Source organism: Pantoea sp. K16, from assembly GCF_048452805.1.
GTDB classification, from domain to species: Bacteria; Pseudomonadota; Gammaproteobacteria; order Enterobacterales; family Enterobacteriaceae; genus Pantoea; species Pantoea agglomerans.
The window spans coordinates 236245-257260 of sequence record NZ_JBLWNV010000001.1; the positions used below are offsets into that span (position 1 = coordinate 236245).

The 21016-nt window shown below is 50.8% G+C and carries 24 protein-coding genes and 1 pseudogene; 12 read left to right on the forward strand and 13 right to left on the reverse strand.

All coding sequences use genetic code 11. The features are described 5' to 3' along the window. Positions 1 to 128: 128 nt before the first annotated feature. A complete protein-coding gene (locus tag ACK13D_RS01120) occupies positions 129 to 1058 on the reverse strand; it encodes a LysR family transcriptional regulator (protein WP_187496129.1) in 930 nt (309 codons plus the stop codon). A gap of 127 nt (positions 1059 to 1185) precedes the next feature. Between ACK13D_RS01120 and ACK13D_RS01125 the strand changes: the two genes are divergently transcribed. Then, positions 1186 to 1752 (forward strand): NADPH-dependent FMN reductase, encoded by a 567-nt coding sequence (locus ACK13D_RS01125; protein ID WP_033768632.1) that lies wholly within the window; start codon positions 1186 to 1188, stop codon positions 1750 to 1752. 43 nt (positions 1753 to 1795) lie between these two features. Beyond that, positions 1796 to 2320 carry a VOC family protein gene (locus tag ACK13D_RS01130; protein WP_187496130.1) on the forward strand — a complete coding sequence of 175 codons (525 nt, stop codon included), beginning with the start codon at positions 1796 to 1798 and terminating at the stop codon, positions 2318 to 2320. A gap of 255 nt (positions 2321 to 2575) precedes the next feature. On the opposite strand, the gene hemH is transcribed toward ACK13D_RS01130, so the two are convergent. The 3 genes and pseudogenes from hemH to ACK13D_RS01145 form a co-directional block, all read right to left on the reverse strand. Next, positions 2576 to 3547, reverse strand: coding sequence for a ferrochelatase (gene hemH / locus ACK13D_RS01135; RefSeq protein ID WP_052271242.1), 972 nt, complete (start codon positions 3545 to 3547; stop codon positions 2576 to 2578). 629 nt (positions 3548 to 4176) lie between these two features. Continuing rightward, positions 4177 to 4467 carry a Bor family protein gene (locus ACK13D_RS01140; protein WP_033760039.1) on the reverse strand — a complete coding sequence of 97 codons (291 nt, stop codon included), beginning with the start codon at positions 4465 to 4467 and terminating at the stop codon, positions 4177 to 4179. Between the two features lie 199 nt (positions 4468 to 4666). Further along, a pseudogene (locus ACK13D_RS01145) lies at positions 4667 to 4801 on the reverse strand (molecular chaperone DnaJ); the annotation flags it as partial. Positions 4802 to 4940: 139 nt separating this feature from the next. Here ACK13D_RS01145 and ACK13D_RS01150 point away from each other — a divergent pair. Further along, a complete protein-coding gene (locus ACK13D_RS01150; protein WP_071998026.1) occupies positions 4941 to 5399 on the forward strand; it encodes a GNAT family N-acetyltransferase in 459 nt (152 codons plus the stop codon). Positions 5400 to 5480: 81 nt separating this feature from the next. On the opposite strand, the gene ACK13D_RS01155 is transcribed toward ACK13D_RS01150, so the two are convergent. Then, a complete protein-coding gene (locus ACK13D_RS01155) occupies positions 5481 to 5897 on the reverse strand; it encodes a GNAT family N-acetyltransferase (protein ID WP_033786822.1) in 417 nt (138 codons plus the stop codon). A 327-nt stretch (positions 5898 to 6224) separates the two neighbouring features. Here ACK13D_RS01155 and ACK13D_RS01160 point away from each other — a divergent pair, with 327 nt between their 5' ends. Beyond that, positions 6225 to 6956, forward strand: coding sequence for an aspartate/glutamate racemase family protein (locus ACK13D_RS01160; protein ID WP_033780081.1), 732 nt, complete (start codon positions 6225 to 6227; stop codon positions 6954 to 6956). A gap of 240 nt (positions 6957 to 7196) precedes the next feature. Here the strand turns inward: ACK13D_RS01160 and ACK13D_RS01165 are convergent, their stop codons facing one another. The 4 genes from ACK13D_RS01165 to ACK13D_RS01180 form a co-directional block, all read right to left on the reverse strand. Next, positions 7197 to 7649, reverse strand: coding sequence for a GNAT family N-acetyltransferase (locus ACK13D_RS01165; protein ID WP_187500415.1), 453 nt, complete (start codon positions 7647 to 7649; stop codon positions 7197 to 7199). 124 nt (positions 7650 to 7773) lie between these two features. Continuing rightward, positions 7774 to 8679: a right-handed parallel beta-helix repeat-containing protein gene (locus ACK13D_RS01170; RefSeq protein WP_192073142.1), complete on the reverse strand. Its 906-nt coding sequence runs from the start codon at positions 8677 to 8679 to the stop codon at positions 7774 to 7776. 42 nt (positions 8680 to 8721) lie between these two features. Then, positions 8722 to 9342, reverse strand: a complete 621-nt coding sequence (locus ACK13D_RS01175) for a LysE family translocator (RefSeq protein ID WP_033780078.1) — start codon at positions 9340 to 9342, stop codon at positions 8722 to 8724. 66 nt (positions 9343 to 9408) lie between these two features. Beyond that, on the reverse strand, positions 9409 to 10134 hold the full coding sequence (locus ACK13D_RS01180; protein ID WP_010259124.1) for a type 1 glutamine amidotransferase: 726 nt from the start codon (positions 10132 to 10134) through the stop codon (positions 9409 to 9411). A gap of 113 nt (positions 10135 to 10247) precedes the next feature. Here ACK13D_RS01180 and ACK13D_RS01185 point away from each other — a divergent pair, with 113 nt between their 5' ends. Both ACK13D_RS01185 and ACK13D_RS01190 read left to right on the forward strand, forming a co-directional pair. Next, entirely contained in the window at positions 10248 to 11021 is a 774-nt protein-coding gene (locus ACK13D_RS01185; RefSeq protein WP_192073168.1) for an AraC family transcriptional regulator, read from the forward strand. Positions 11022 to 11530: 509 nt separating this feature from the next. Beyond that, positions 11531 to 11917: a hypothetical protein gene (locus ACK13D_RS01190; RefSeq protein WP_192073144.1), complete on the forward strand. Its 387-nt coding sequence runs from the start codon at positions 11531 to 11533 to the stop codon at positions 11915 to 11917. 261 nt (positions 11918 to 12178) lie between these two features. Here the strand turns inward: ACK13D_RS01190 and ACK13D_RS01195 are convergent, their stop codons facing one another. After that, a complete protein-coding gene (locus ACK13D_RS01195; RefSeq protein WP_033761031.1) occupies positions 12179 to 12907 on the reverse strand; it encodes an SDR family NAD(P)-dependent oxidoreductase in 729 nt (242 codons plus the stop codon). A 98-nt stretch (positions 12908 to 13005) separates the two neighbouring features. Between ACK13D_RS01195 and ACK13D_RS01200 the strand changes: the two genes are divergently transcribed. Further along, complete coding sequence (locus tag ACK13D_RS01200) at positions 13006 to 13389, forward strand: winged helix-turn-helix transcriptional regulator (protein WP_033761030.1); 384 nt, start codon at positions 13006 to 13008, stop codon at positions 13387 to 13389. A gap of 358 nt (positions 13390 to 13747) precedes the next feature. On the opposite strand, the gene ACK13D_RS01205 is transcribed toward ACK13D_RS01200, so the two are convergent. Both ACK13D_RS01205 and ACK13D_RS01210 read right to left on the reverse strand, forming a co-directional pair. Beyond that, positions 13748 to 14995, reverse strand: coding sequence for a sensor domain-containing diguanylate cyclase (locus tag ACK13D_RS01205; RefSeq protein WP_033780070.1), 1248 nt, complete (start codon positions 14993 to 14995; stop codon positions 13748 to 13750). Positions 14996 to 15428: 433 nt separating this feature from the next. Beyond that, on the reverse strand, positions 15429 to 15812 hold the full coding sequence (locus ACK13D_RS01210; RefSeq protein WP_187496136.1) for a nuclear transport factor 2 family protein: 384 nt from the start codon (positions 15810 to 15812) through the stop codon (positions 15429 to 15431). A gap of 233 nt (positions 15813 to 16045) precedes the next feature. Between ACK13D_RS01210 and ACK13D_RS01215 the strand changes: the two genes are divergently transcribed. The 5 genes from ACK13D_RS01215 to ACK13D_RS01235 all read left to right on the forward strand — a co-directional run bounded on the left by ACK13D_RS01215 (position 16046) and on the right by ACK13D_RS01235 (position 20463). Further along, complete coding sequence (locus tag ACK13D_RS01215; RefSeq protein ID WP_163800036.1) at positions 16046 to 16687, forward strand: TetR/AcrR family transcriptional regulator; 642 nt, start codon at positions 16046 to 16048, stop codon at positions 16685 to 16687. Between the two features lie 60 nt (positions 16688 to 16747). Further along, the gene (locus ACK13D_RS01220) at positions 16748 to 17329 is read left to right on the forward strand and encodes a TetR/AcrR family transcriptional regulator (protein ID WP_029519282.1); all 582 of its coding nucleotides are present in this window, start codon (positions 16748 to 16750) and stop codon (positions 17327 to 17329) included. Between the two features lie 53 nt (positions 17330 to 17382). Beyond that, positions 17383 to 18486, forward strand: coding sequence for an alkene reductase (locus ACK13D_RS01225; protein ID WP_010259137.1), 1104 nt, complete (start codon positions 17383 to 17385; stop codon positions 18484 to 18486). A gap of 54 nt (positions 18487 to 18540) precedes the next feature. Beyond that, positions 18541 to 19284 (forward strand): SDR family oxidoreductase, encoded by a 744-nt coding sequence (locus ACK13D_RS01230; RefSeq protein WP_033761021.1) that lies wholly within the window; start codon positions 18541 to 18543, stop codon positions 19282 to 19284. Between the two features lie 405 nt (positions 19285 to 19689). Further along, positions 19690 to 20463: a COG4705 family protein gene (locus ACK13D_RS01235; protein ID WP_418795448.1), complete on the forward strand. Its 774-nt coding sequence runs from the start codon at positions 19690 to 19692 to the stop codon at positions 20461 to 20463. A 103-nt stretch (positions 20464 to 20566) separates the two neighbouring features. Here the strand turns inward: ACK13D_RS01235 and ACK13D_RS01240 are convergent, their stop codons facing one another. Further along, entirely contained in the window at positions 20567 to 20893 is a 327-nt protein-coding gene (locus ACK13D_RS01240) for a hypothetical protein (RefSeq protein WP_010670656.1), read from the reverse strand. Between the last annotated feature and the right edge of the window lie 123 nt (positions 20894 to 21016).

Genomic DNA, 21016 nt, shown 5'->3' on the forward strand with positions numbered 1-21016 from the left:
CATAACACGTGCCGGCTTTCGTTTAGAGAACCGGCACATGACACGGTGATGGCAGCAGGACAGACAGGATATAAGCTTGCTTAGAGTTGATAAACAGCCCTGAAATCGCCTGAGTGGTGATAAAAATTCTACTTAAGAGTGCCAAAGTATCCTTTTTCGGCCTTACTCAGCAGTTCATCGACAATAAGCCTGACCTTGGGGATCAGATGCCTTGTCCGGGGCCAGACAACGTTCAGCCCGACGGGTACGGGCATATGATCGGGCATAACAGCAACAAGCCTGCCCTCATCAATATGGCTGTTCACCATCGATTCCGGAAACTGGGCAATACCTGCTCCTGCCAGGCAGGCCTGAAGCATGGCGTCTCCGTCGCTTATCTGGTGTGCCGAGGCCGAGATAAACTTTATTTCCCGCTCCCCGGCTGGCCGCAGCCGCCAGGCAAGCGGTGCCCCCCGCCGGTACCCCATAATGCAGCAGTGTTTTTTTAGCGCATCGACATCAAAGGGCTGACCATGCCGCTCAACATAAGCGGGAGATGCGCAGAGCATGAGGCGCTGCCGGCTCAGACGACGCGCAATCAGCTCATCGGTACTCTGCAGTTCGCCCAGGCGCAGTACCAGGTCAACGCCCTCCTCAACCGGATCAATCAGACGATCGTTAAAGGTCAACACCAGACGCAGGGCTGGATAAAGATTCATCACTTCTAGCAGCACCGGCATCATCAGATTGCGTCCGAATGATGCTGGCATGTCTATACGCACCTTTCCGGCAGGATTGTCCTGCCGCCGGCTGAGCGTATTTTCAGCCGAGTCCAGAATTTCCAGCGCAGAGAGGCAACTGGTGAGATAGGCCTCTCCGTCACTGGTCAGGCTTAGCTTACGGGTTGAGCGGTGAAACAGCCGCGTTCCCAGCCTCTCCTCAAGCCGCGCCACGCTTTTTCCGACGGCAGATTTTGTAATGCCCAACTGCTCCGCAGCTTCAGTAAAGCTGCTGGACCTGGCCGTTGTGACAAAAGTCGTGATTCCTCGCAAGGATTCGGCTGTAAACCCGGTAGACATAAAGTTGACTCTCTGGCGACTCATAGCGTGTTTATCGATGTGTAATTCTATACCAGGCTTAAGTCAGTTCGAAAACAAAGTGCCGGCACCTGTCGGCGTATCCATATTAAAAACACAGGGAGCAGTCATGTCACAGACAAGACCTTTGAAATTTGTCTCACTGCTGGGCAGTCTTCGCGCGGATTCTTTTAACGCCGTCGTAGTCCGCAATCTTAGCCTGCTAGCGCCGGCAGGCGTGGATGTCAGCGCGCTCAGCTCTGTCGGGGAAATACCGCATTACGACGCTGACCTGCAGGCTCAGGGGTTTCCTGAATCGGTTGTGGAAATGGGACAAGCGATAGCGGCAGCAGACGGCCTGATTATTGTCACACCTGAATATAACTATTCTGTGCCGGGCGCCCTGAAAAATGCGCTGGACTGGCTTTCACGTCTTCCGGATACCCCTGTCGCCGGTAAGCCCGTCGCCATAATCACTGCGTCACCCGGTGCCATAGGTGGCGCAAGAGCGCAGTATCACCTGCGCCAGATTCTGGTCTTTCTTGACGGCAGAGTGCTTAACAAGCCAGAAGTCATGATTGGACAGGCCTCTTCCCGGCTTGACCCGAAATCCGGCCGCATAACGGATGCGGACACCCGTGACCATATTTCGGCTCAGCTTAGTGCGCTCGCAACAATGGCGGCCCGCCAGGGCTGATTAATAACATTACTCACATCTGAACAATCACAGGGAGAAAACTATGTCTACCAACGTTATTCGCGGTATGGACCACGTCGGCATTACCGTTTCTGATATTGATGAGGCTACCCGCTTCTTTTCTGACGCCTTTGGTGCAGAAGTTATTTATGACTCCGTCTCGCCTTCAGACGACGACGTAAAAGGCGAAGAAACGGAAAATATTCTGAACCTGTACCCGGGAACGAAAATTACCACGGTCAGAATGATGAAGCTGAAGCACGGCCCGGGACTGGAACTTTTTGAAATGAAGGGGCCAGAGCAAAGTCAGCCCGTGCGACCCAGCGATTATGGCCTGCAGCATTTTGCTGTTTACGTTGATGACATCAACGAGGCTATCAGCCTGTTCGAGCAGGCTGGTGGGAAAATGTTTACTTCTCCTCAGCCCCTGATGTTTCCAACTGAGGTGGGAGAGAATAACTTTTTCTGCTACGGCCGCACGCCGTGGGGTAGCGTCATTGAACTAATTTCTTTACCTTCAAAGCTGCCGTATGAAGACCATACCTCTCTGCGCCGCTGGAAGCCCTGAGTGTAACCGGGTGCGCCAGCGCAGGCGTACCCGTAAATACTAAACGTCCGCTCCTCGCTCATAGCTAACTTGCCCACGAATAATCTCCGACTCATACCCTCGTACAAGACAGTTGCTTGCAGCTGGAGTAGCGGGTTTCCAGGCGGCCCCTATAACGCCGCCCCGGCACGTATCACATACATGTCCGGGAGGGCCCACTTCTGGTTTCACTATGAATGTTGACACCTGCAACATCCGCTCACAAGAGTGTGAAAATCATCCCTGAAACCGATTAAGGTTCACAAGTTGTCGCAGCATCTCGATATGAATCGGTTTATCATTAAGCGCCGGTATGTAAGTAAACGATGTACCACCCGCATGCATAAAAATCTCCCTGTTCTGCTCATCAAGCTCCTCAAGCGTTTCTAAACAGTCTGATGCAAACCCCGGGCTGATTACCTGCAGGCTTTTTATTCCTTCATTCGGTAGATTTTTAATTGTCTCATCAGTAAAAGGCGTTAACCATGGCTCTCTGCCGAATCTTGACTGGAACGTCATCAATATTTTCAGTGACGGCATATTGATTGCTTCAATGAGTAATTTTGTCGTTAACTCACATCTTTCCTGGTATCGGTCCCCTTCTTTGACAAACCTTACCGGTATACCATGATATGAAATTAACAATGCATCTGGAACGCCGTTAGCTTCGAAAGATGCCTGAACGGATGCTCTTAACGCTTCAATGTAGGCAGGGTGATCGGCATAGTCATTGATGAAATTTATGGAGGGTGTATACCGGTTCTTCATTATCTGCAGGTGACGGCTCACGCTATCCCAAACAGAAGAAACGGTCGAAGATGAAAACTGGGGATACAAAGGAATGACGATAATTTTATCGACGCCTTTTTCCAGTAGCCTGTCAATTGCACTACCTATACTGGGCTCGCCATAACTCATCCCCAGCTCGACGGGCATACCTGTCACTTCTTCAAGCGCACGGGCTTGCCTGACGCTGTAAACCATGAGAGGGGAGCCTTCCTCCATCCAAATCGAAGAATATAATTTCGCCACTCGCCTTGCACGTAATGGGATAATCACGCCATGTAGAATGGGGCACCAGATGATTCTTGGTAAGTCGACCACTCTGTAGTCATGCAGAAATTTAGATAAAAATTTCTTTACTGCAACAGGCGTTGGTTCTTTTGGTGTTCCAAGGTTAACAATCAAAACACCCTGTTTATTCGTCATCAGGTGGGATCCTCAAGGCCATTGTCACTAACTCACTCATGCCAGTCACTCCGTAGCAGCTTGTCTTAAAGGCCTCAATTTGACCTCATTTTGTAGAAATAATTGAAATGCAGATTGACTGTTTCACGGCTTATGATGCTATGAGTCTGATTGCAGCCATCGTTTTTACTCAATGATCATGATTTTAGGACAAATCATCAGTGAAAACATTACTTTCTCTATCGTCAGATTTAACCGGTGCGGGGCTACGCGACGTCATTATTGAAGTCGGCGTGTGGAGGAGTTAGCTGGAGGAGGTGAGAAAACCGCATCTGGATGCCCGCGCAGATGCATGCCTTAGGCTTGATCTTTTTATGCGTATAAGTGATGAAGGCGACTTACCTGCTCCCTGTCAATTCTTACAGAACGCTTTTAGCAATGTCCGTTACTCGCTCAAAGCGGCCTGACACGCATCAACAGCTTACCACTGCTTTTACCAGGCTGGACGACGTTGCCTGAACTCGTTTCGGATATCGTCGTCAGCAGGCGAGCCGCGCAGCGGTGCGAGAGCAGAATTTAATAGTTACAATATACTAATGCGATTTAATAACAGGCGCAGGATTAGGCCGGCGAACCGGCCTGAGGCATTATCAGATGGCGCAATAAACGCGCGCTTCACGTGGCGTGTAGATACCAAATGTCACCACGCTCAGTAAGCCATTAACAAACGTCTGCTGCACTTCAACCCGGTTAACTTTTTCCTGGCCGCCGCACACCTGCGCCGCATCAATGCTCTTACGCTGACCGATACCTGAAACAAAGAACGGCTGGCTGGTGGTTTTCGTCGCCGCGCCAACTTGATTCTGTTTCATTACGAAAGTCTGCTGCGCACAGCCGGTTAAACTCAGAGCCAAAAACGCCGCAACACAAAGCTTGTTCATAAATATCCTTATCGCCTGAAATGAAAAAAATGCTGAGTGAAATCATCACTCAACCAGCAATCAGGTTATCGACAACGAAAGCGGAAACATGAGAAAAATTTTTAAGTACCCCCTAACGGATACGTTTTGCTGAATAGTACAGCAATAAAAAAAGCCCCTGCACAGCAGGAGCTTTTTATGTTTACCGCAGCGTTTCCGCTTAGCGAGTCAAATCGTCGAAGAACTTTTTGACGCCATCGAGAAAGCTTTTTGAATGCGGACTATTCTTCTCGCCCGCCGCACCACCAAAGCTCTATTCCGGCTTACGCAGCAGCGACTTATGCTTCTCGCTCATAGTGGACCCTGGCCTGCCGTCAGTACGCTTTGTGCCAGAAGCGGATGTTTCACATGCACTCCTATGTAAAATACTGAAGGCCGTCATAGATGGAACATTATGTTAGATTCAGTAGTTAAAACTGAATCCAGGATAGCGAATGTTCAGCATTTCAGAAGTAGATAAAAGTGATTCTGACCTACTGTGGCTGGTAAGCGAACTCGATGCCTTTCAGAACGCACTATATCCTGCAGAAAGTAATCACTGCCTGGATCTTTCAACAGTTACTGATGAGCAGCTCCGGTGCATTATCGTACGTGATGAAGGTGGCTTACCTGCAGGTTGTGGTGCTTTGCTATTTCATGAAAATGGCTCAGCTGAGATTAAGCGGGTTTATATTCGACCGGAATATCGGCGTAGGAAGCTCGGAGAACAGATAGTCAGCGCAATCGAGACGATTGCTTCAGAAAAGAATTTGAGCCTATTGCAGCTTGAAACAGGGATTCACCAGCAAGCGGCTATAGCACTTTATCGTAGATGCGGTTATGAGATATGCAATTCATTCCCACCTTATGCAACAGATCCGTTGAGTGTTTTTATGTGCAAAAAACTTCCTTAACTTCATGTTTTTATGTTGCTAAAGGGTGTAGATGCAAAGTTATAATGTCCGCACCACCACCTATGAACAGGCTATCTGGTTTTATCGGAGAGGCTTTTTCATTGAAGGTGATGTGTGAGCCACAAAGCCATTCCGTTCATAAAACGGTATCGCCTGCTGTCGGGCATCAAGGAACACGAAGTTCATATCCCTGCTTTCTGATTCAGTGGTGGCAAAATCCAGCAATTTTTTCCCTATCCCTGTGCTTCTTAAAGCCTCATCTACGATCAAATCATCAATATGGAGATGTGATCCTCTGGCCAGAGTATGAACGGGACGGAAACCCATCAAGCCAAGCATTTTTTCATTGCCAAATGCGCCAACAAGTTCATAACCGTTCAACGTCTGAATTCTGACGCTTTCGATAAATTTTTCTTTGGAAATGTTCCGTAGCTGTGAAATCAGACTGTAAGCATGATCCCATTCTAGCGGCAGTAACTTTCTGATTGAAATGTTCATAGTGCCTTCATTTCCATATAGGTTTCTGATTTTATAAGCTTATGAGCAATGATCCGCAACAGTGAAGTTATGTTTAACGTATTAGAACATTCAGTTGCCATAAGTGAAACGTCTGCTCCTCGCTCATAGCGGACCTTCCGGAGCGTAGGTCCGCTTTGTGCCTGAAGCCTGCTCTCTCCGCATCATGATATGTTGATCAATTGCGGCAGTTCACCTGCACCTTTCTGAGTGACCTCCCGCATGTTCATTCCGTTCGTCAGTAATTTTGCAGGCAACTTAGCTATAATTTGTTAAGCGGAAAGAAGATCTTAAAAGGAGGCACTGACAATGACTGTTTCTATAGGTGTGCTTGCAGGAATGGGACCCCGCTCCACAGCCCCCTTCGTTGATATGCTGGTGACAGAGTGTCACATCGGGTACGGAGCGAAATATGATATGGATTTTCCTAAAATGCATATTATCTCGTTGCCGACACCTTTCTGGCCTGGCAAGAAAGTTGATGATAATGCGATGATCGCAACCCTGCAGCAGGGTATTGCCGAACTCGTCAGGGCCAAAGTGAGTCTGATAGCTGTTCCCTGTAATCTTGCGCACTGCTACTTTGCCGAAATGAAGGCGGTGAGCTTCGCTATTCCACTTCTGCATATCGCAGACAGTGCACTTGAGTCACTGCCTGCAGAAGCAACCAGGATTGCTGTACTGGCTACGGAACCTACACTGGAAGCGAGTTTTTATCAGGAGCGGATAGAAGCTTCTGGCAAAGAGATTATTGATTCACCTCTGCTTCGTGAGATGACCACATCGCTAATTGGACGGGTTAAAAAGAAAGGTTTTCATGACTCTGGTGTACAGTCAGAGTGGATGAATTTAATGTCTGTAGTGGCAATTCTTAAGGTGGAGGCTCTCCTTATTGCCTGTACAGATCTTAGTCCCCTGATAACAGAAAACACTTTCAGCTTTGTTATCGTGGATACGGCTGCAAGCCTTTCCAGTGCGACCATTAAAAACTACAGACGTCTGTCCGGGAAAATTACAAGCGACACCCATAATACCGGCTAACCTGATGTCCGCTCTTCGCTCAAAGCTGCCAGTCAGTTCCTTTGATTTCCTGAAGAAGTTTAAGCCGCCGTTCTGCATGCCTGGTCAGAAACGCAGTGTGTCCAGAGCGGCGCGGATTTACCTGTAATTGCTCTGATTTGCCTGAAAGTGGTTTGGTTATGTCAGTGCTGTATCTCGGCAGGCGTTCCTGAAAAGTGGTTCAGTGGACAGAAAATGCGGTCTATCCATGACGTGACTATATCAACGCGCTGGGTCTCTGAGGCATAGATGGTGCGTGACTTTTTCTATGCCCGTCAAAGCAACAAAGCCAGCTCGTTCATAGAAAGTGAATGCCGATTGAGGAGCGTTTGTGTTGATAAAATCAAACCAGTGGCCAGAATTCTTAAGTGTCTCTCTGAGCAGAGCGCTGCCAACCTGCCTTTTTCTCCATCCTGAGTCTACATAGAGATGTCGCAGACGTCCGATGCCAGTTTTTAGTGTAAACGGGTCGATGTTGAGTCCACACACGCCAATGATTAATCCATCTACAGAAGCCCCAATTAGTTTTTCTCCGGGTCTGTCAAAGCGGTTATGTCCGCTAAGCCAGTTGTCTTCCAGTCGGCGTAACATGTTAAACCCTTCAGCCATGCTCTGCGATCTTAACTCAGTAAATCCTGGGCTGTCCGGGGTGACGCTTGTGAGTTGGATATTCATGATTCTTCCAGTGATTTCAATCTGCATAGTCAGGACAGAATTATGATTGTGTCCAGTATGACAATGGCACTCTCATACTTCCTACTGCCATCAATGCTCGCTTTGTGCCAAAAGCGGACAAAAATTATTGGGAGATTATGGACGCTGGTTCAGCCGGCGCATTGAGATGAACATCACACTGAGGGCCAAAGCATTGTATCTGCTGGCAGTCAGGCTTACCGCTGAGGCAATTGTGATAAACGTGTATGTTATGCAGTCTGACATTAAAGACGGTGTCCATATGGATACCGTAATCGGCATTGTCATGCACCTCCAGATCGCTCATATAAACGTTGATCAGGTGCGAACCCCGAATGCCGTGCCCGCGTGGGCTGGCATAATAACCTCCGCTGTTTTTTCCGGTCTGGATTAGACGAACATCTGCGACGCGGCGAAGGTAGATGTTGTGAAAATAGTCCTTGTCAGTGTTGCCATTGTTATGCAACTTCAGATCCGTCGCCATGACATGACTGGCGCCTTTGATATGGATCCCATCGCTGCTGTTCTCCACCTCAACGTTCTGAAGAGTAATATCATTACAGCCGGTTTTTTCATCGGCGGTCGGGTCTCCGCTGCAGTTAAAAAAGAGACCAATCTGATTATTCCTCAGATCCTGACTGTCAGCCCGTTGGTCAATAGTGCCGACCAGTTTCACATCCTTTATCGTGACGTGGCTGGCGGCAGTGGTATAGAGCAGCGGCGCATTAATGGTGCTCCTCACCGCAGGACTCCAGGTGATAACCGTACCCGGCCCCGTGCCTTGAAGTGCCACATTGCTGCTCAGCAACAGGCTGCTGGCCTGAAACCAGGTACCTTTACCGAGCAGTACCGTGCCGCCACCGGCGACCTGCTTAATGCATTCAGACAGTTTTTGTGAAGATGAACACGCCACCGTGCCAGCAGCAACTGCAGCGGGGAGGTAACATGCCAGCATGAAACCAGCGATAAAACTGACATTGCGTAAAAGGGCTTTCAAAGTAATTTTGCTCACAGTTAACTTAAGAACAGAGGGAGAGGTCAACACTGACAGAGATCATCTCAGAAGGAGCCGGATCCCCAGATACCCCATCACCAGCCCACTCGCTTTATCCAGCCGGGATTTGTATTTCATATAGGTGAGACGTGGCTTTTCAGCCGATAACAGCCATGCCACCAGGCCATACCAGACTGCATCAATGAAGAACGCCATACCGGGCAACAAAAGATAAAGATAGGGCGAGATATGCTGACTGAGCAGCGCAGCAAAAATACTGCCAAATACAATTGCTGTATTCGGATTACTGAGCTGAGTCGCCATACCGGTAAGAAACGCGCGGCCCGGACGGTGTGCGTTTTCGCCTCCCAGGCTCAGATCCAGGCTGTTGCCCGTTCTGAAAAGCATGCCACAGCCAAGCCAGAGAAGGTAAACCCCACCGGCGGTTTTAAGCGCGGCATACAGCCAGGGAACCAGCTCCAGCAGAGAGTGCAGCCCGGCCAGCGCAATGACTGAGAAAATCATGCATCCCACGCCCATGCCTGCGGCGGCGGACAGCGCACTGAGGCGAGATGAGACTACGGCAGTACGTACTATCATGATGAAGCTTGGCCCGGGACTCATGGCGCCTACCAGGATAGCGCCGGCTATCGTCAGAAGGGCGGCTGGCGATTCAGTCATAGTGTTACCTGCACTGTTAGTTTCAGAATTGCCTCTTTTGAGCAGGATAATCTGCGCAAAAGACGATCATTGATGGCTCTGGTTGTAACGCCCGGCCAGTTTGTCCAGGAATGTGAACAGAGCCTGGTTCATCTCCCGGTAATCATGTGCACGCAGTTGTGCAGGCGTATGGACAAAGCGGTATTCACCCGCCCGGCCCAGATCCTTTTCGGAGTGGGCAATAAGCAGTTCGACTACTTCCGGTGTCAGCTCCATGTGGCACTGGAAACCGAACACCAGATCGCTGTAGGCGACGATCTGACGCGGGCACCCTTCACTGTGGGCGATGACCGTGGCATCAGGCGTCAGCCCAGGCATATCGTTATGCCAGTGACCGACCTCAAGCGTGTGTCCGAAATGTGAAAACAGCTCATGCTGTTGCCCTGCCTGCGTCAGAGAGACAGGAAACTTGCCGATCTCTTTTTCCGGGCTGTGTGCAAAAGAAGCACCGAGCGCCTCACCAATGAGCTGGGAACCCAGGCAGATGCCAATAACGGCTTTACCTGCGCGCACAGCGGATGCGATGACCGCCTGCTCAGCCTTTGCATCAAAATGCGGGCACTCTTCAGGGGTGGTTGCCGGGTCCTGTGGACCGCCCATAACAATCAAAAAATCGATGTCATCCACGCTGGACGGTAGAGCCTCACCTTCATAAACTCGTGAATAGGTGACGTGATTACCTTTGCCTATGGCCCAGGACTCATAAGCGCCGGGAGCCTCAAAACTTTCATGGATGATGAAATGCACGTGCATTTAAATATGCTCCTGTAATGCTTATGTTAACCTTAATTTTTCAAGTTTCACCCTGTCGGGATGTTATGAATCGGGTGAGTCCAACTAAGATAACTGCAGGAACTAAATTTGAAATGCCAGGTAGCATAGATAAAGCGCCAAGACATGATCAAGCGACGGGATGGTCTAGCACCGCCATCAGCTATCAACGCGGAGAGACCGATCCTCCTCATCATCATATTGAAGGACAGCTGTTATTTGCTACCAGGGGCGTTATGTTGGTCGAAACAGAGGGCAATCGTTGGGTGATCCCCCCTCAGCGGGCATTATGGCTACCGCCTCTGCAGATTCACAGCTACAATCTGCTATCCCACACCGACTTACGGGCCATTTATTTCTGTAGCAGTCTTATCGAAGAATGCCTGAATTTTACTAAGAGTCGCCAGGTGCATGTGATTACAGCCACCGCACTGGTGAAAGAGCTGATAGCCGGGCTTTTCAATGCCGACTACACTGGACCGAGCCAGCGTAAAATGGCGCTGTTAATTTTAGAAATTCTCAGTGAGGCAAAGCCTTTGACCGCGGAGCTACCTATGCCGCATGATGAGCGCTTAAACAGGGCAACCAAAGAGTTACTGGTCAGTCACCGCTGGGAAGCGTCTCTAAGCGATCTGGCCCATATTGCCAATATGTCTGAACGCACCTTCTCGCGAATGTTTATTAAGGATACGGGCTTCAGCTTCAGAACCTGGAAGCAAAGAGCAAGAATTTGTGCGTCATTAGATCTCCTCGCCAATGGCATCTCAATTAAGCAGGTCTCCTACCAACTGGGCTTCTCATGTCCGGCTGCATTTACCGCTGCATTTCGTTCCATTCTGGAATTAACACCACGCAATTTTCTTCTTTAGCACATGGCCAATGTCCGCTTTTCGCTCAAAGCAGCCAGTCGATGCGATAACATCACGTTTTCAATCAGTCACCGTTTACTGCGCTGGCGAACGTGTGCGTAACCCCCGCGATGTCTGTTCCTCTGGGCTTCCTTTCTTCCCGTAATCTGCCGATTGGCATGCAGTTCTGTGCAGGGTTTAATCAGGAGCATTTATTGCTGGCACTGGCGGGTCAGCTTGAAAGCGCTTATCCGTGGCAGACAAGAAAACCAGCGGGGAGAGGCGACCGGCTCATAAAGTCACCTGGAAAACTTTAGCTCACTGCTCACGGTTGACATGACTCTCCGTAACAGGCATACCACTTTGTCAGTTTTGCCGTTAGCGAACAGGTGAACAACCGGGAACTTACGCTATCGAACAATCTGATGTTGTGAGTATTTGTGCTCGTCGTCAGAAGCGGAATAATATCGATTTCGGTGGTTTTAAACTTTTGAAGTAACAACCCAGGGCTGAAAGAGCAGGAGATTAATATGCAATCAGTTCACCTCATGGGTGACGGATACGAACCTCATGTGACACAGGAGGAAGGTAAACTGACCTACTCATTGCCTGTCGATTCTGGTTTTGTCAGCTATGAATTTGCTTTTGAGATCAGCCGGCACGATCTGGATATTCTGCTTTCCGATGATTACAGACGTGCCGTGCTCGAAATTACTGCGCATACCTTGCTCCAGCGTTCGACGCTAAAAGGCTATGACCGCTTTACCCAGAAAGACTTCAATAAACTGGTCACGAACACCCTTCACTCCACACCCGATTTCCTGCAAACATTCATTTCACAGATAAGCCATGAACATCACATTGTTATTGAGCATTACGTGAAAGAAATCATGGACCGACGTTCTGCCTCACAATGAATACAATGAGTACAATGAGTACTAAATTTTGGTCTCCTGAAAGTGAAAAACCAACAGAAATAATGAACTGACGCAATATAATTTTACGCTACGAAGTTACTTCTGAGTCTGAACAATAAAGGGGGACCAGAACAAATCCAGGAATAAAATACCAGTCTTAGAAATGTTCTTAGCTGGAATAGCAGGGAGAGAGCTTCTCAATGAGTCAAAAGCCTCCCCGCCATGCCATCGAGCAACCCCGCAACGTCCGCCGCTAATCCCCTATGCAGTCATGCCGCCATCAATCACCAGTTCGGTGCCGCTGACGTAACTGCTTTCATCGGAGGCCAGAAACAGGGCCGCAGCCGCGACTTCATCAGGATTACCCAGCCGCTTTGCCGGGATTCGTTCGCTGAGTGTCTGCCTGACTTCATCGCTGGCCTGGCTAAACATCGGTGTATCAGTTGGGCCAGGACTGAGTGTATTGACTCTGATGCCACGCGGTGCCAGCTCGCTGTTCCAGGTGCGGGCATAGGATCGCACCGCTGCCTTGCTGGCGGAATAGGCAGCATAGCCAGGATTAGCAATGCTTCCCGCGATCGACCCCACCAGCACGATGCTGCTGCCCTCCCCCATGAGCCGTACCGCGTGCTGCACCGTCAACACCATGGCACGCACATTCAGATCAAAGATGCGATCAAGGTGCTCCTCCGTGGTCTCTTCCAGGCTCGCAGGTTCTGACACGCCAGACGAGTTGACGAGGATATCAAGTCTGCCAGCCCTGGCATTGAGGGTTTCAAACAGACGCTCAAGGTCGCTTGTGTGGGTGATGTCACCCGCAATCGCCTCGACCTCACCGCCAATCCGCGCTACAGCCTCTGCCAGCTGTGCTTCACGTCGACCCGTTATAAAAACCCGTGCGCCTTCCTGAACAAAACGGCGAGCAACAGCGAGGCCAATACCGCTACTACCACCGGTGACCAGGGCGATCTTTCCACTTAGTTTCATCATTACGACTCCGGATAGGGGTTAGACACCTGATGGTATATTTATTATATTTAGTGTCAATTACGCACCTGATGTACACCAGATATCCTCAAGGAAACCAAATGACCACTGATATCACCGTAGTGCTGGCCGAGATCAACAGCACGCGCCCTATCCTGGAACAGGTGGCAAACAAGTGGTCAGTACTGATCCTGACCGTGTTGTGCTCCCAGCCCTCACGTTTTAACGCCATCAAGCGCAGGCTCGACCCCATCACACATAAGTCTCTGACGGAGGCATTACGACGATTGGAACGCAACGGATTAGTGAGCCGCCACGTGATTGCCTCCTCCCCTGTGGCGGTGGAATATGCGATTACGCCGCTGGGCCGAACGTTGCAGGATCCTTTTATCGCGCTGGTGAGCTGGGCAAAGCAACATGGGGGAGCGATGGAACAGGCGCAGACGGTTTATGATTATGGACGGGATATCGATGAGTCTGTATGAACTCCGCCAGGGTGGCGTTCCTGCCTGTCGATAGCGTCAGGTTAATGAGAAGATGAGTTCAGCAGGAACAATGAATTGCCGTACGCGGAGTTCCGCGAAGTCACTCAGGCCAGTCCATCACAGACGTTTGAGGGAATTCAGTAGCCTGTCTCGCACATAGATGCTGGTCATCAGCAACAGACTTCTTTTTGTGCCTGAAACAGAAAATATTTCTGCCGTGGCACGCGGTTTCAGAATATAAGACGGGTTAATCAGGCGTTCAGGAAATGTGTCCTTGCGGGAACAGGCGGCAAAGCGTTAAACGTAAGATCCATTACCGTTAAATCCGGAAGGTCATACCAGCAATCATTTGCATCGACTAAGGCTCTTCTGACTCAAAAAACTGATACGACCCATCACGTCGGGCTTTGGCCTGGTACATCGCTTTATCCGCGTTTTCGAATAATATTTTGGCCGATGCCGTCCCGAAGCGGGCAAGGCTGATACCGATAGCCGCGCCTATGCGCACGTCCATATTATCAATGGCGAATGGCGCGTGCAGACTTTCAATAATACGCAGGGCAATGGCAGCGGCTGTGTCGCGATTTCTGCACTTTGCCGCCACAACAAATTCATCTCCGCCCAGTCGCGCCAGTGAGTCGCCCGGACGCATACAGCGTTGCAGCCGTTCACTGACCTGCTGCAGCAAGGCATCCCCTGTCGCGTGGCCCATCAAATCGTTCACCGCCTTAAAGCCATTCAGATCGATAAACATCACCGTCGTATAGGCCTCATCATCCACCTTCGCCAGCATGCGCCCGACCTGGTCGTTGATCCAGGTACGATTATGCAGCCCGGTCAGCGTATCCAGCGTTGCCAGCTTCTCCAGATTGCGCATCCTCTCTTTGTCTCGCGTAATGTCGCGCGACACCAGAACCGCACCGATATTTTTGCCGGTAGAGGGATTGATGACGCCACAGGCTTTGGTGCCCAGAATGATGTAGTGGCCGTCACGATGCAGCTTGCGCACCTCAACGACGTCCGGCAGTACTCCCCCGTTGAAGATGCAGGCGAGTGCTTCAGAAGCGGGGCCGCGGTCATCGGGATGCAGGAAATCCACCACCAGTTGACCGACAACTTCTTCGGCTGTCCAGCCAATCATTTCGCTATAAGAGGGCGAGATTGAAACGTACCGGCCATCCGCGTCGCAATGGGCAATCAGATCGGTGCTGTTTTCAATTAACAGACGATATTCTGCCGCCGTGCGCAGCGCATCTTCCAGCGCTTTACGCTGTCCGGTCACATCAAGAATGAAGCCGTTATACTGCAGACGGGACGTGCCAGGCTGGCGATCCGGCAGGCCAGATACAATAACCCGACGCGTCTTGCCATCCAGACAGTTGATCGGCACTTCAATATGAAAAGGCGTCAGGAAATCAAGCGCAGCGGTCAGTTGCAGCGCGATCTTTGCATCGTCGTCGGCCTGTGCCAGTCTCAGCCATGAACTCAGCGTCACACCCTTCAGTTCAGGCATCAGACCAGCAGGGCTTTCCTGACTGGCGACGCAGATACCCTGGGCGTCTGTAGACCAGACAGCGGTAAAAGAGGGTTTGATCATTGTGTTCATGGCGGCCGACTCCGACGTCGCTGACGATATTAAACAGGCTCAATACTCGTCGCTACAGACCTGATTATAACCGTTAATGTCCGCCTGTAGCTGAAGGAGGATCCGGAGACAGGTTCATCATTGCGAGAATACCCGCCATTGACGGCGGCTGACGCTGCGCTTATCCGTCTGCAGCTGCTGAGGTGCCGCCCTGCCCGCACAAAAGTGAGCGAACCCGGGATTCAGTGTCAGAAGTATGAGCCAGTGTTTATCGGCCGATCGGGCCAGAATCTTTAATGATGCCACCTCTGCCAAAAGCGCTGGGGTATGATTATGTTGATTAATAGCAACCGGATAATCAGGCGTAAAATCACCTTACTGTTTTATTCGTCTCAATACTTTTTTGCAGCCCGCAGCAAACGCAGGCTGCAACGGTCAGCTGACCAGACCTGGATCAGTCTGCCGTATGTGTGTGATAGATCTTGCTGACCACGGTCCAGCGATCGTTCACTTTCAGCAGGTTAAAAAAATCAGTGAAACGGAAACCAGAAATGTCGTCAGTGTCGATGCGGGCACTGGCGGCAGACCCAACAATATCTAGGCGCACGATAGCCGCTTTTGCTTCGGGTGAAGGACGGAATGCGGTGTCGATGGTGTCAAACAATCCCTGAATTGGACCGCCGCTGAGGTTGCCGTCACTGTCGAGACCAAAAATGGTCGCCCTGTCGCTGAAAGCGGGCTTCATGAGCTCACTTTTCGCCTGCTTTCCTCCCTCGTTATACTGATTCAGCACTGCCACGATGGCGTTATAGTCCTGCACATAGGTCGTGTTATTCATCTGTTTTCTCTCCGTTCTGATTAACAAGGTATCCCTTCAGACACCCCGCTTTTGGGTGATATTTTCTGACACAGACACGTACCGACTCAGCGCGACATCAGCCTGCCGGGGAAGAGCAGGCGGGATAAAAGGCGAGCCACTGTGTCGATTTAATTCTGTAGTGAACACTACGTAATAGTATTATTGTATAGTGATCACTATGTAATATGTCAAGAGAATGATTGAGGCCGTCTATGAAAATACCTGACCAGCCTGCTGCCACTGAAAAGCCGAAAGGCCGGCCACGAAGCTTTGACCGTGATAAAGCGTTGCTGAAGGCGCTGGATCTGTTCTGGCGCAAAGGTTTTGAGCCGGCATCGGTTGCCGAACTTTGCGCCGCCATGGAAATCAACCCACCCAGCCTCTATTCCGCCTTTGGCAACAAGGCAAAACTTTTTCTGGAGGCCGTGAACTACTACGAAACGAAGTACTGGAAAGCGACCTGGCTGCGGCTTGAGGAGACGCAGGATATTGGTGAAGCGATTGACGGTTTCTTTAGCGAAGCAGCCGATATTCTGCTCTCCCCTTCAGCGCCCTGCGGCTGCATGGTGGTGCTGGCAGCCATCAATGTTTCAGCAGAATCGACGGATGTTGTCAGGGCGGTTAGCGTTCTCAGGCAGGAAGGAAAAGATCTGTTTGAAAAAAGGCTGGTCAGAGCGGTTCAGGAGAAGCAACTGCCCGCAGATACCAACACCGTCGCGCTGGCTACCGTTCTGAATACGCTGCTGGAAGGCATGTCGATAGAGGCGAAAGACGGTACGACGCTTCAGAGCCTGAAATTGATCGGCCAGCACGCCACCCGACTGCTTCACCCGCTCACAATCAGAAACAGATAGCATGAAACAGGTTAAAAGTTACTAGACGACCGGTCAGTTTTTCACTAGAGTGTGCACATTATGAAAAGAAACGTGACAGATATGCGGCAGCACATCATTGATGTGGCCAGGGCGATCATTACTCATAAGGGCTACAGCGCCGTCGGGATTTCCGAGATTGTAAAAGCGGCGGATATCCCAAAAGGCTCGTTCTATTACTACTTTCCGTCGAAGGAAGCGTTTGCAGAGGCGCTGCTGGAGCACTACTTCAGCCACTATTTGCTGGAAGTAGAGCATCAGCTAGGCGGAACAGGAACGGCGAGAGAGCGACTGCTGCGCTATTTTACCTTCTGGAAAACCACCCAGGGCGCAGACCTGCCTGAAAGTAAATGTCTCGTGGTCAAGCTGGGGGCGGAAGTCTGCGACCAGTACGATAACATGCGGCATGTGCTGGCAACGGGCACCCACGAAATTGTGCTCAAAATTGCCGCCTGCCTCCGGCTCGGTCAGGAAGATGGCTCCCTGCCCGCCGTAACGGATGCCACTGAACTGGCAGAAGAACTCTATCAGCTCTGGCTGGGGGCTTCCCTGATGGCGAAAATCCACGATCCTGACAAAGCGTTCAGTCAGGCAATGAACGCAACAACACGGCTACTTGGGTAGCCGGTTTTTTTTATCCATTTACTAGACGACCGGTCAACTATTAAGAGGTTTATATGACTGACAACAGTACCCGTACCGATTTATTCTCACCTGTTTCGATGGGCAGCCTTCAGCTGTCAAACCGCATTGTCATGGCACCGGTCACGCGTAGCCGTTACGGTGAAGAGGGTGTGCCTGATGAACTCCATGCTACCTACTATGCACAGCGTGCCGGGGCTGGCCTGATTATTTCTGAAGCCACCAACATCTCTCCGCAGGGACGCGGCTATGCCGCTACGCCGGGGATATGGAGCGAAGAGCAGGTGGCTGGATGGAAAAAAGTCACTGATGCGGTTCACGCTAAAGGCGGCAAAATCGTCTGCCAGTTATGGCACGTGGGCCGTTTTTCAAGCGTGGAACTGCAGCCTGAGGGCCAGCGTCCGGTTGCACCTTCTGCTATTAAAGCTGATGGACAGACTTACACCGTAAACGGTTTTGTGCCGGTATCGACGCCGCGGGCGCTGGAAACAGAAGAAATCCCCGGCATTATTGAGCAATATAAACGTGCAGCTGAAAATGCCCTGCGTGCCGGTTTTGACGGCGTTGAGGTGCACTCCGCCAACAGTTACCTGCTCGATCAGTTCCTGCGTGATTCCACCAATCACCGTACTGACGCCTACGGTGGCTCTATTGAAAACCGCGCCCGCCTGACGCTGGAAGTGACAGAAGCCATCATCAACATCTGGGGCAATGACAAAGTCGGTATCCGCCTCTCTCCGGTCACGCCTGATGCCGGTAACACCCCGCCAGACAGCAATGTTATGGCGATGTACGGCTACCTCATTCAGCAACTTAACCGGTTCAACCTGGCTTATCTGCACTTCGTTGAAGGCGCGACGGCCACCTCTCGTGATGTGCCTGCCGATGTGGACATGGACGCGCTGAGCGCCCAGTTCAACGGTCCGTTTATTGGCAATAACAACTATGACCTTGAGATGGCCATCAGCCGCCGCAACGCCGGAATTATTGATGCGGTTGCCTTTGGACGCCTGTTCATCTCCAACCCGGATCTGGTTAAGCGTCTGCGTTACGGTGCCGCGCTGACCATCGCGCCGAAAGAAGCCTATTACGGCGGTGGTGCAGAGGGTTATACCGACTGGCCGGAAGCCAGCTGCTGATAACGGTTTATGGCGGGTGACTACCCGCCCCTTTCACCAGAAGGAGAATTAAAAATGAATTACCTGCAACAGAAAACAGCCATTATTACGGGTGCATCCTCCGGGATTGGTGCGGCTACCGCGCGGGAACTTGCGCGTCATGGCGTGAATATTGTGGCGGCAGCACTGGACCAGGATGGCCTCGATACGCTGGTACGTCAGATTGAAGCTGAAGGGGGACGCGCTGTCGGCCTGGTAACCGATGTTACGCGTCTGGAAGAAACCCAGGCGCTGGTGAAGTTCGCCAGTGACACCTTCGGCTCCATAGACATACTGATTAACAATGCGGGCCTGATGCTTTTCTCAAGCTGGAGTGACGTTGCATGGGAAGAGTGGAACAAAATGGTCGACGTCAATATCAAAGGCTATCTGAACGCCATTGCCTCTGTGTTACCCGTTATGCTGAAGAAAAATGAGGGACAGATCCTGAATATGGCATCGGTTGCAGGTCATCAGGTGGATGCGGGTGCAGGGGTTTACAGTGCAACAAAATTCTTCGTCCATGCCATGACAGAATCGATGCGCAAAGACTTAGGGGTTAATAACGGGATACGCGTCAATACCATCAGCCCTGGCGTAATCAATACCGGCTGGGCCGATAAAGTCGGCGATCCTCAGGGCCGTAAAGTGGCTCAGGAACTCAATAAATTAGCCATCAGCCCACAGGATGTGGCTAATGCGGTGGTGTATGCACTTAATCAGCCGCAGAACGTTACCGTCAACGACCTGATCGTTTCTCCCACCAGACAAAACTGGTGATATCCGGATAACAGCGTCGGGGTTGCTATGCCATCCACCCTGCCCTGATGCTGATTATCAGGGCAATACTGCCCCGGCATGGCTCGCACGCCCTGATGCTACTTTCCTTCAATTTTCGCCTGATTAAGCCGCCGGGCTATCACTCTTTGCATCGCCTGAAAATTAAGAAGAAAACAGAGTAACTCAGAATTAATTCTTATATTTTAACAAAGAAAATAGCCCGACCACCGCACTCAGACTGGGCAAATATTACATTAAATCAAAGGGTAAATGCCGGCTTAGTGAGTGACAAGCTGTGATCAAAATTCCTGTCATAGTTTTCTTTAGCTTAACCTTTTCTTAAGATTAATCTTATAACATCGTCTCTGTATTAGCCCATGTTGGGCTGTTCCGGAGTATCACCCTATGCAAAATAACAACACAGCTTCTCACTCTCTCAGTAAAGTTCCGGCCGTTACAGCGGCTTTCTGGTTAACCAAAATCGCTGCGACTACCCTGGGTGAAACCGGCGGCGATGCGGTGACCATGTCGATGAATCTCGGTTACCTGACCGGGACATTGATTTTCGCCATCATCTTTCTTGTCGCGGTGGTGGTACAGATAAATCGCCACAGTTTCAACAAATGGATTTACTGGTTCACCGTGGTGGCCACAACCACCGTCGGCACGACGATGGCAGATTTTGCCGATCGCTCACTGGGCATAGGATATTTAGGTGGCACCGTGCTGCTGAGCACCCTGCTTATCCTCTCGCTTTTCCTGTGGAAAATCACCTGCGGTACAGTCGCGGTCAGTTCGGTGAGCAACGGCGTCACAGAGAGTTTTTACTGGGTCACTATTATGTTTTCACAAACCCTGGGCACGGCCTTAGGTGACTGGACGGCAGACACTGAAGGGCTGGGCTACGATGGCGGGATCCTGCTGTTTGTTGGCGCGCTGGCAATCATCTGGGCGGCCAGTCGCTTCACATCACTTTCGCGTACGGGGCTCTTCTGGGCGGCCTTTATCCTGACCCGACCACTGGGTGCCGTGGTCGGCGACTTTCTGGACAAACCCCTTGCCTCAGGCGGACTCGCGCTAAGCCGCTACGGTGCCTCACTGACGCTGGCGCTAATCATCATCGCTCTTCTGATGATACTGCCCCAGCGTCCGGCAATGAAGACCGCCACGGCGAGTTAAAAGACGTTACTGGCAGATTTACAGATAACGCATCGACTTAAACGTAATCAAGGCCGCCAGCGATGGCGGCTTTTTTTTATAATCTGATGCGTAACAGGCTATATCAGACAGAGCGCTCAAAGGAGACGATTTGACCATCGGGTGCAGCAGCGAGTACCGGCAGACTCTCTGCTGGCTCCTGCATTTTCACCCGAAACGCCGTGTTGCTGGCATCAAGGAAAACGGTTCTCAGATGACGGTTACAGATGAACCATATTTCATCGCGGTCATTTGAAAGAATGTAGTAAGCATCTGATGTTTCAGAGGGGTTAAAACAGCCCAGCGCGCGATAAGCCGTCTGCGGGGTAAAACCGCTGGAAAGCGGCAGTGGCCTGGGGCCATGCGCTAACTCTTCAATCCTGAGGTAAAGCCCCTGTTCAAGCCACAGCATAATGTCACTCCCTGAGAGTAGAGAAACCGGGCTGAACGTGTCGGCTGCATTACCGCGAAGCAGAATGCCCGTTCACTGACCGATTTAGTGATCGGATAATTTTTCCGACGTGCAGAATCGTTA

What these genes read in the sequence shown, in the direction of transcription:
- ACK13D_RS01120 (WP_187496129.1), bottom strand. Translation starts at nt 1,058, where the DNA reads ATGTCTACCGGGTTTACAGCCGAATCCTTGCGAGGAATCACGACTTTT.
- ACK13D_RS01125 (WP_033768632.1), top strand. Translation starts at nt 1,186, where the DNA reads ATGTCACAGACAAGACCTTTGAAATTTGTCTCACTGCTGGGCAGTCTT.
- ACK13D_RS01130 (WP_187496130.1), top strand. Translation starts at nt 1,796, where the DNA reads ATGTCTACCAACGTTATTCGCGGTATGGACCACGTCGGCATTACCGTT.
- hemH (WP_052271242.1), bottom strand. Translation starts at nt 3,547, where the DNA reads ATGACGAATAAACAGGGTGTTTTGATTGTTAACCTTGGAACACCAAAA.
- ACK13D_RS01140 (WP_033760039.1), bottom strand. Translation starts at nt 4,467, where the DNA reads ATGAACAAGCTTTGTGTTGCGGCGTTTTTGGCTCTGAGTTTAACCGGC.
- ACK13D_RS01150 (WP_071998026.1), top strand. Translation starts at nt 4,941, where the DNA reads ATGTTCAGCATTTCAGAAGTAGATAAAAGTGATTCTGACCTACTGTGG.
- ACK13D_RS01155 (WP_033786822.1), bottom strand. Translation starts at nt 5,897, where the DNA reads ATGAACATTTCAATCAGAAAGTTACTGCCGCTAGAATGGGATCATGCT.
- ACK13D_RS01160 (WP_033780081.1), top strand. Translation starts at nt 6,225, where the DNA reads ATGACTGTTTCTATAGGTGTGCTTGCAGGAATGGGACCCCGCTCCACA.
- ACK13D_RS01165 (WP_187500415.1), bottom strand. Translation starts at nt 7,649, where the DNA reads ATGAATATCCAACTCACAAGCGTCACCCCGGACAGCCCAGGATTTACT.
- ACK13D_RS01175 (WP_033780078.1), bottom strand. Translation starts at nt 9,342, where the DNA reads ATGACTGAATCGCCAGCCGCCCTTCTGACGATAGCCGGCGCTATCCTG.
- ACK13D_RS01180 (WP_010259124.1), bottom strand. Translation starts at nt 10,134, where the DNA reads ATGCACGTGCATTTCATCATCCATGAAAGTTTTGAGGCTCCCGGCGCT.
- ACK13D_RS01185 (WP_192073168.1), top strand. Translation starts at nt 10,248, where the DNA reads ATGCCAGGTAGCATAGATAAAGCGCCAAGACATGATCAAGCGACGGGA.
- ACK13D_RS01190 (WP_192073144.1), top strand. Translation starts at nt 11,531, where the DNA reads ATGCAATCAGTTCACCTCATGGGTGACGGATACGAACCTCATGTGACA.
- ACK13D_RS01195 (WP_033761031.1), bottom strand. Translation starts at nt 12,907, where the DNA reads ATGATGAAACTAAGTGGAAAGATCGCCCTGGTCACCGGTGGTAGTAGC.
- ACK13D_RS01200 (WP_033761030.1), top strand. Translation starts at nt 13,006, where the DNA reads ATGACCACTGATATCACCGTAGTGCTGGCCGAGATCAACAGCACGCGC.
- ACK13D_RS01205 (WP_033780070.1), bottom strand. Translation starts at nt 14,995, where the DNA reads ATGAACACAATGATCAAACCCTCTTTTACCGCTGTCTGGTCTACAGAC.
- ACK13D_RS01210 (WP_187496136.1), bottom strand. Translation starts at nt 15,812, where the DNA reads ATGAATAACACGACCTATGTGCAGGACTATAACGCCATCGTGGCAGTG.
- ACK13D_RS01215 (WP_163800036.1), top strand. Translation starts at nt 16,046, where the DNA reads ATGAAAATACCTGACCAGCCTGCTGCCACTGAAAAGCCGAAAGGCCGG.
- ACK13D_RS01220 (WP_029519282.1), top strand. Translation starts at nt 16,748, where the DNA reads ATGAAAAGAAACGTGACAGATATGCGGCAGCACATCATTGATGTGGCC.
- ACK13D_RS01225 (WP_010259137.1), top strand. Translation starts at nt 17,383, where the DNA reads ATGACTGACAACAGTACCCGTACCGATTTATTCTCACCTGTTTCGATG.
- ACK13D_RS01230 (WP_033761021.1), top strand. Translation starts at nt 18,541, where the DNA reads ATGAATTACCTGCAACAGAAAACAGCCATTATTACGGGTGCATCCTCC.
- ACK13D_RS01235 (WP_418795448.1), top strand. Translation starts at nt 19,690, where the DNA reads ATGCAAAATAACAACACAGCTTCTCACTCTCTCAGTAAAGTTCCGGCC.
- ACK13D_RS01240 (WP_010670656.1), bottom strand. Translation starts at nt 20,893, where the DNA reads ATGCTGTGGCTTGAACAGGGGCTTTACCTCAGGATTGAAGAGTTAGCG.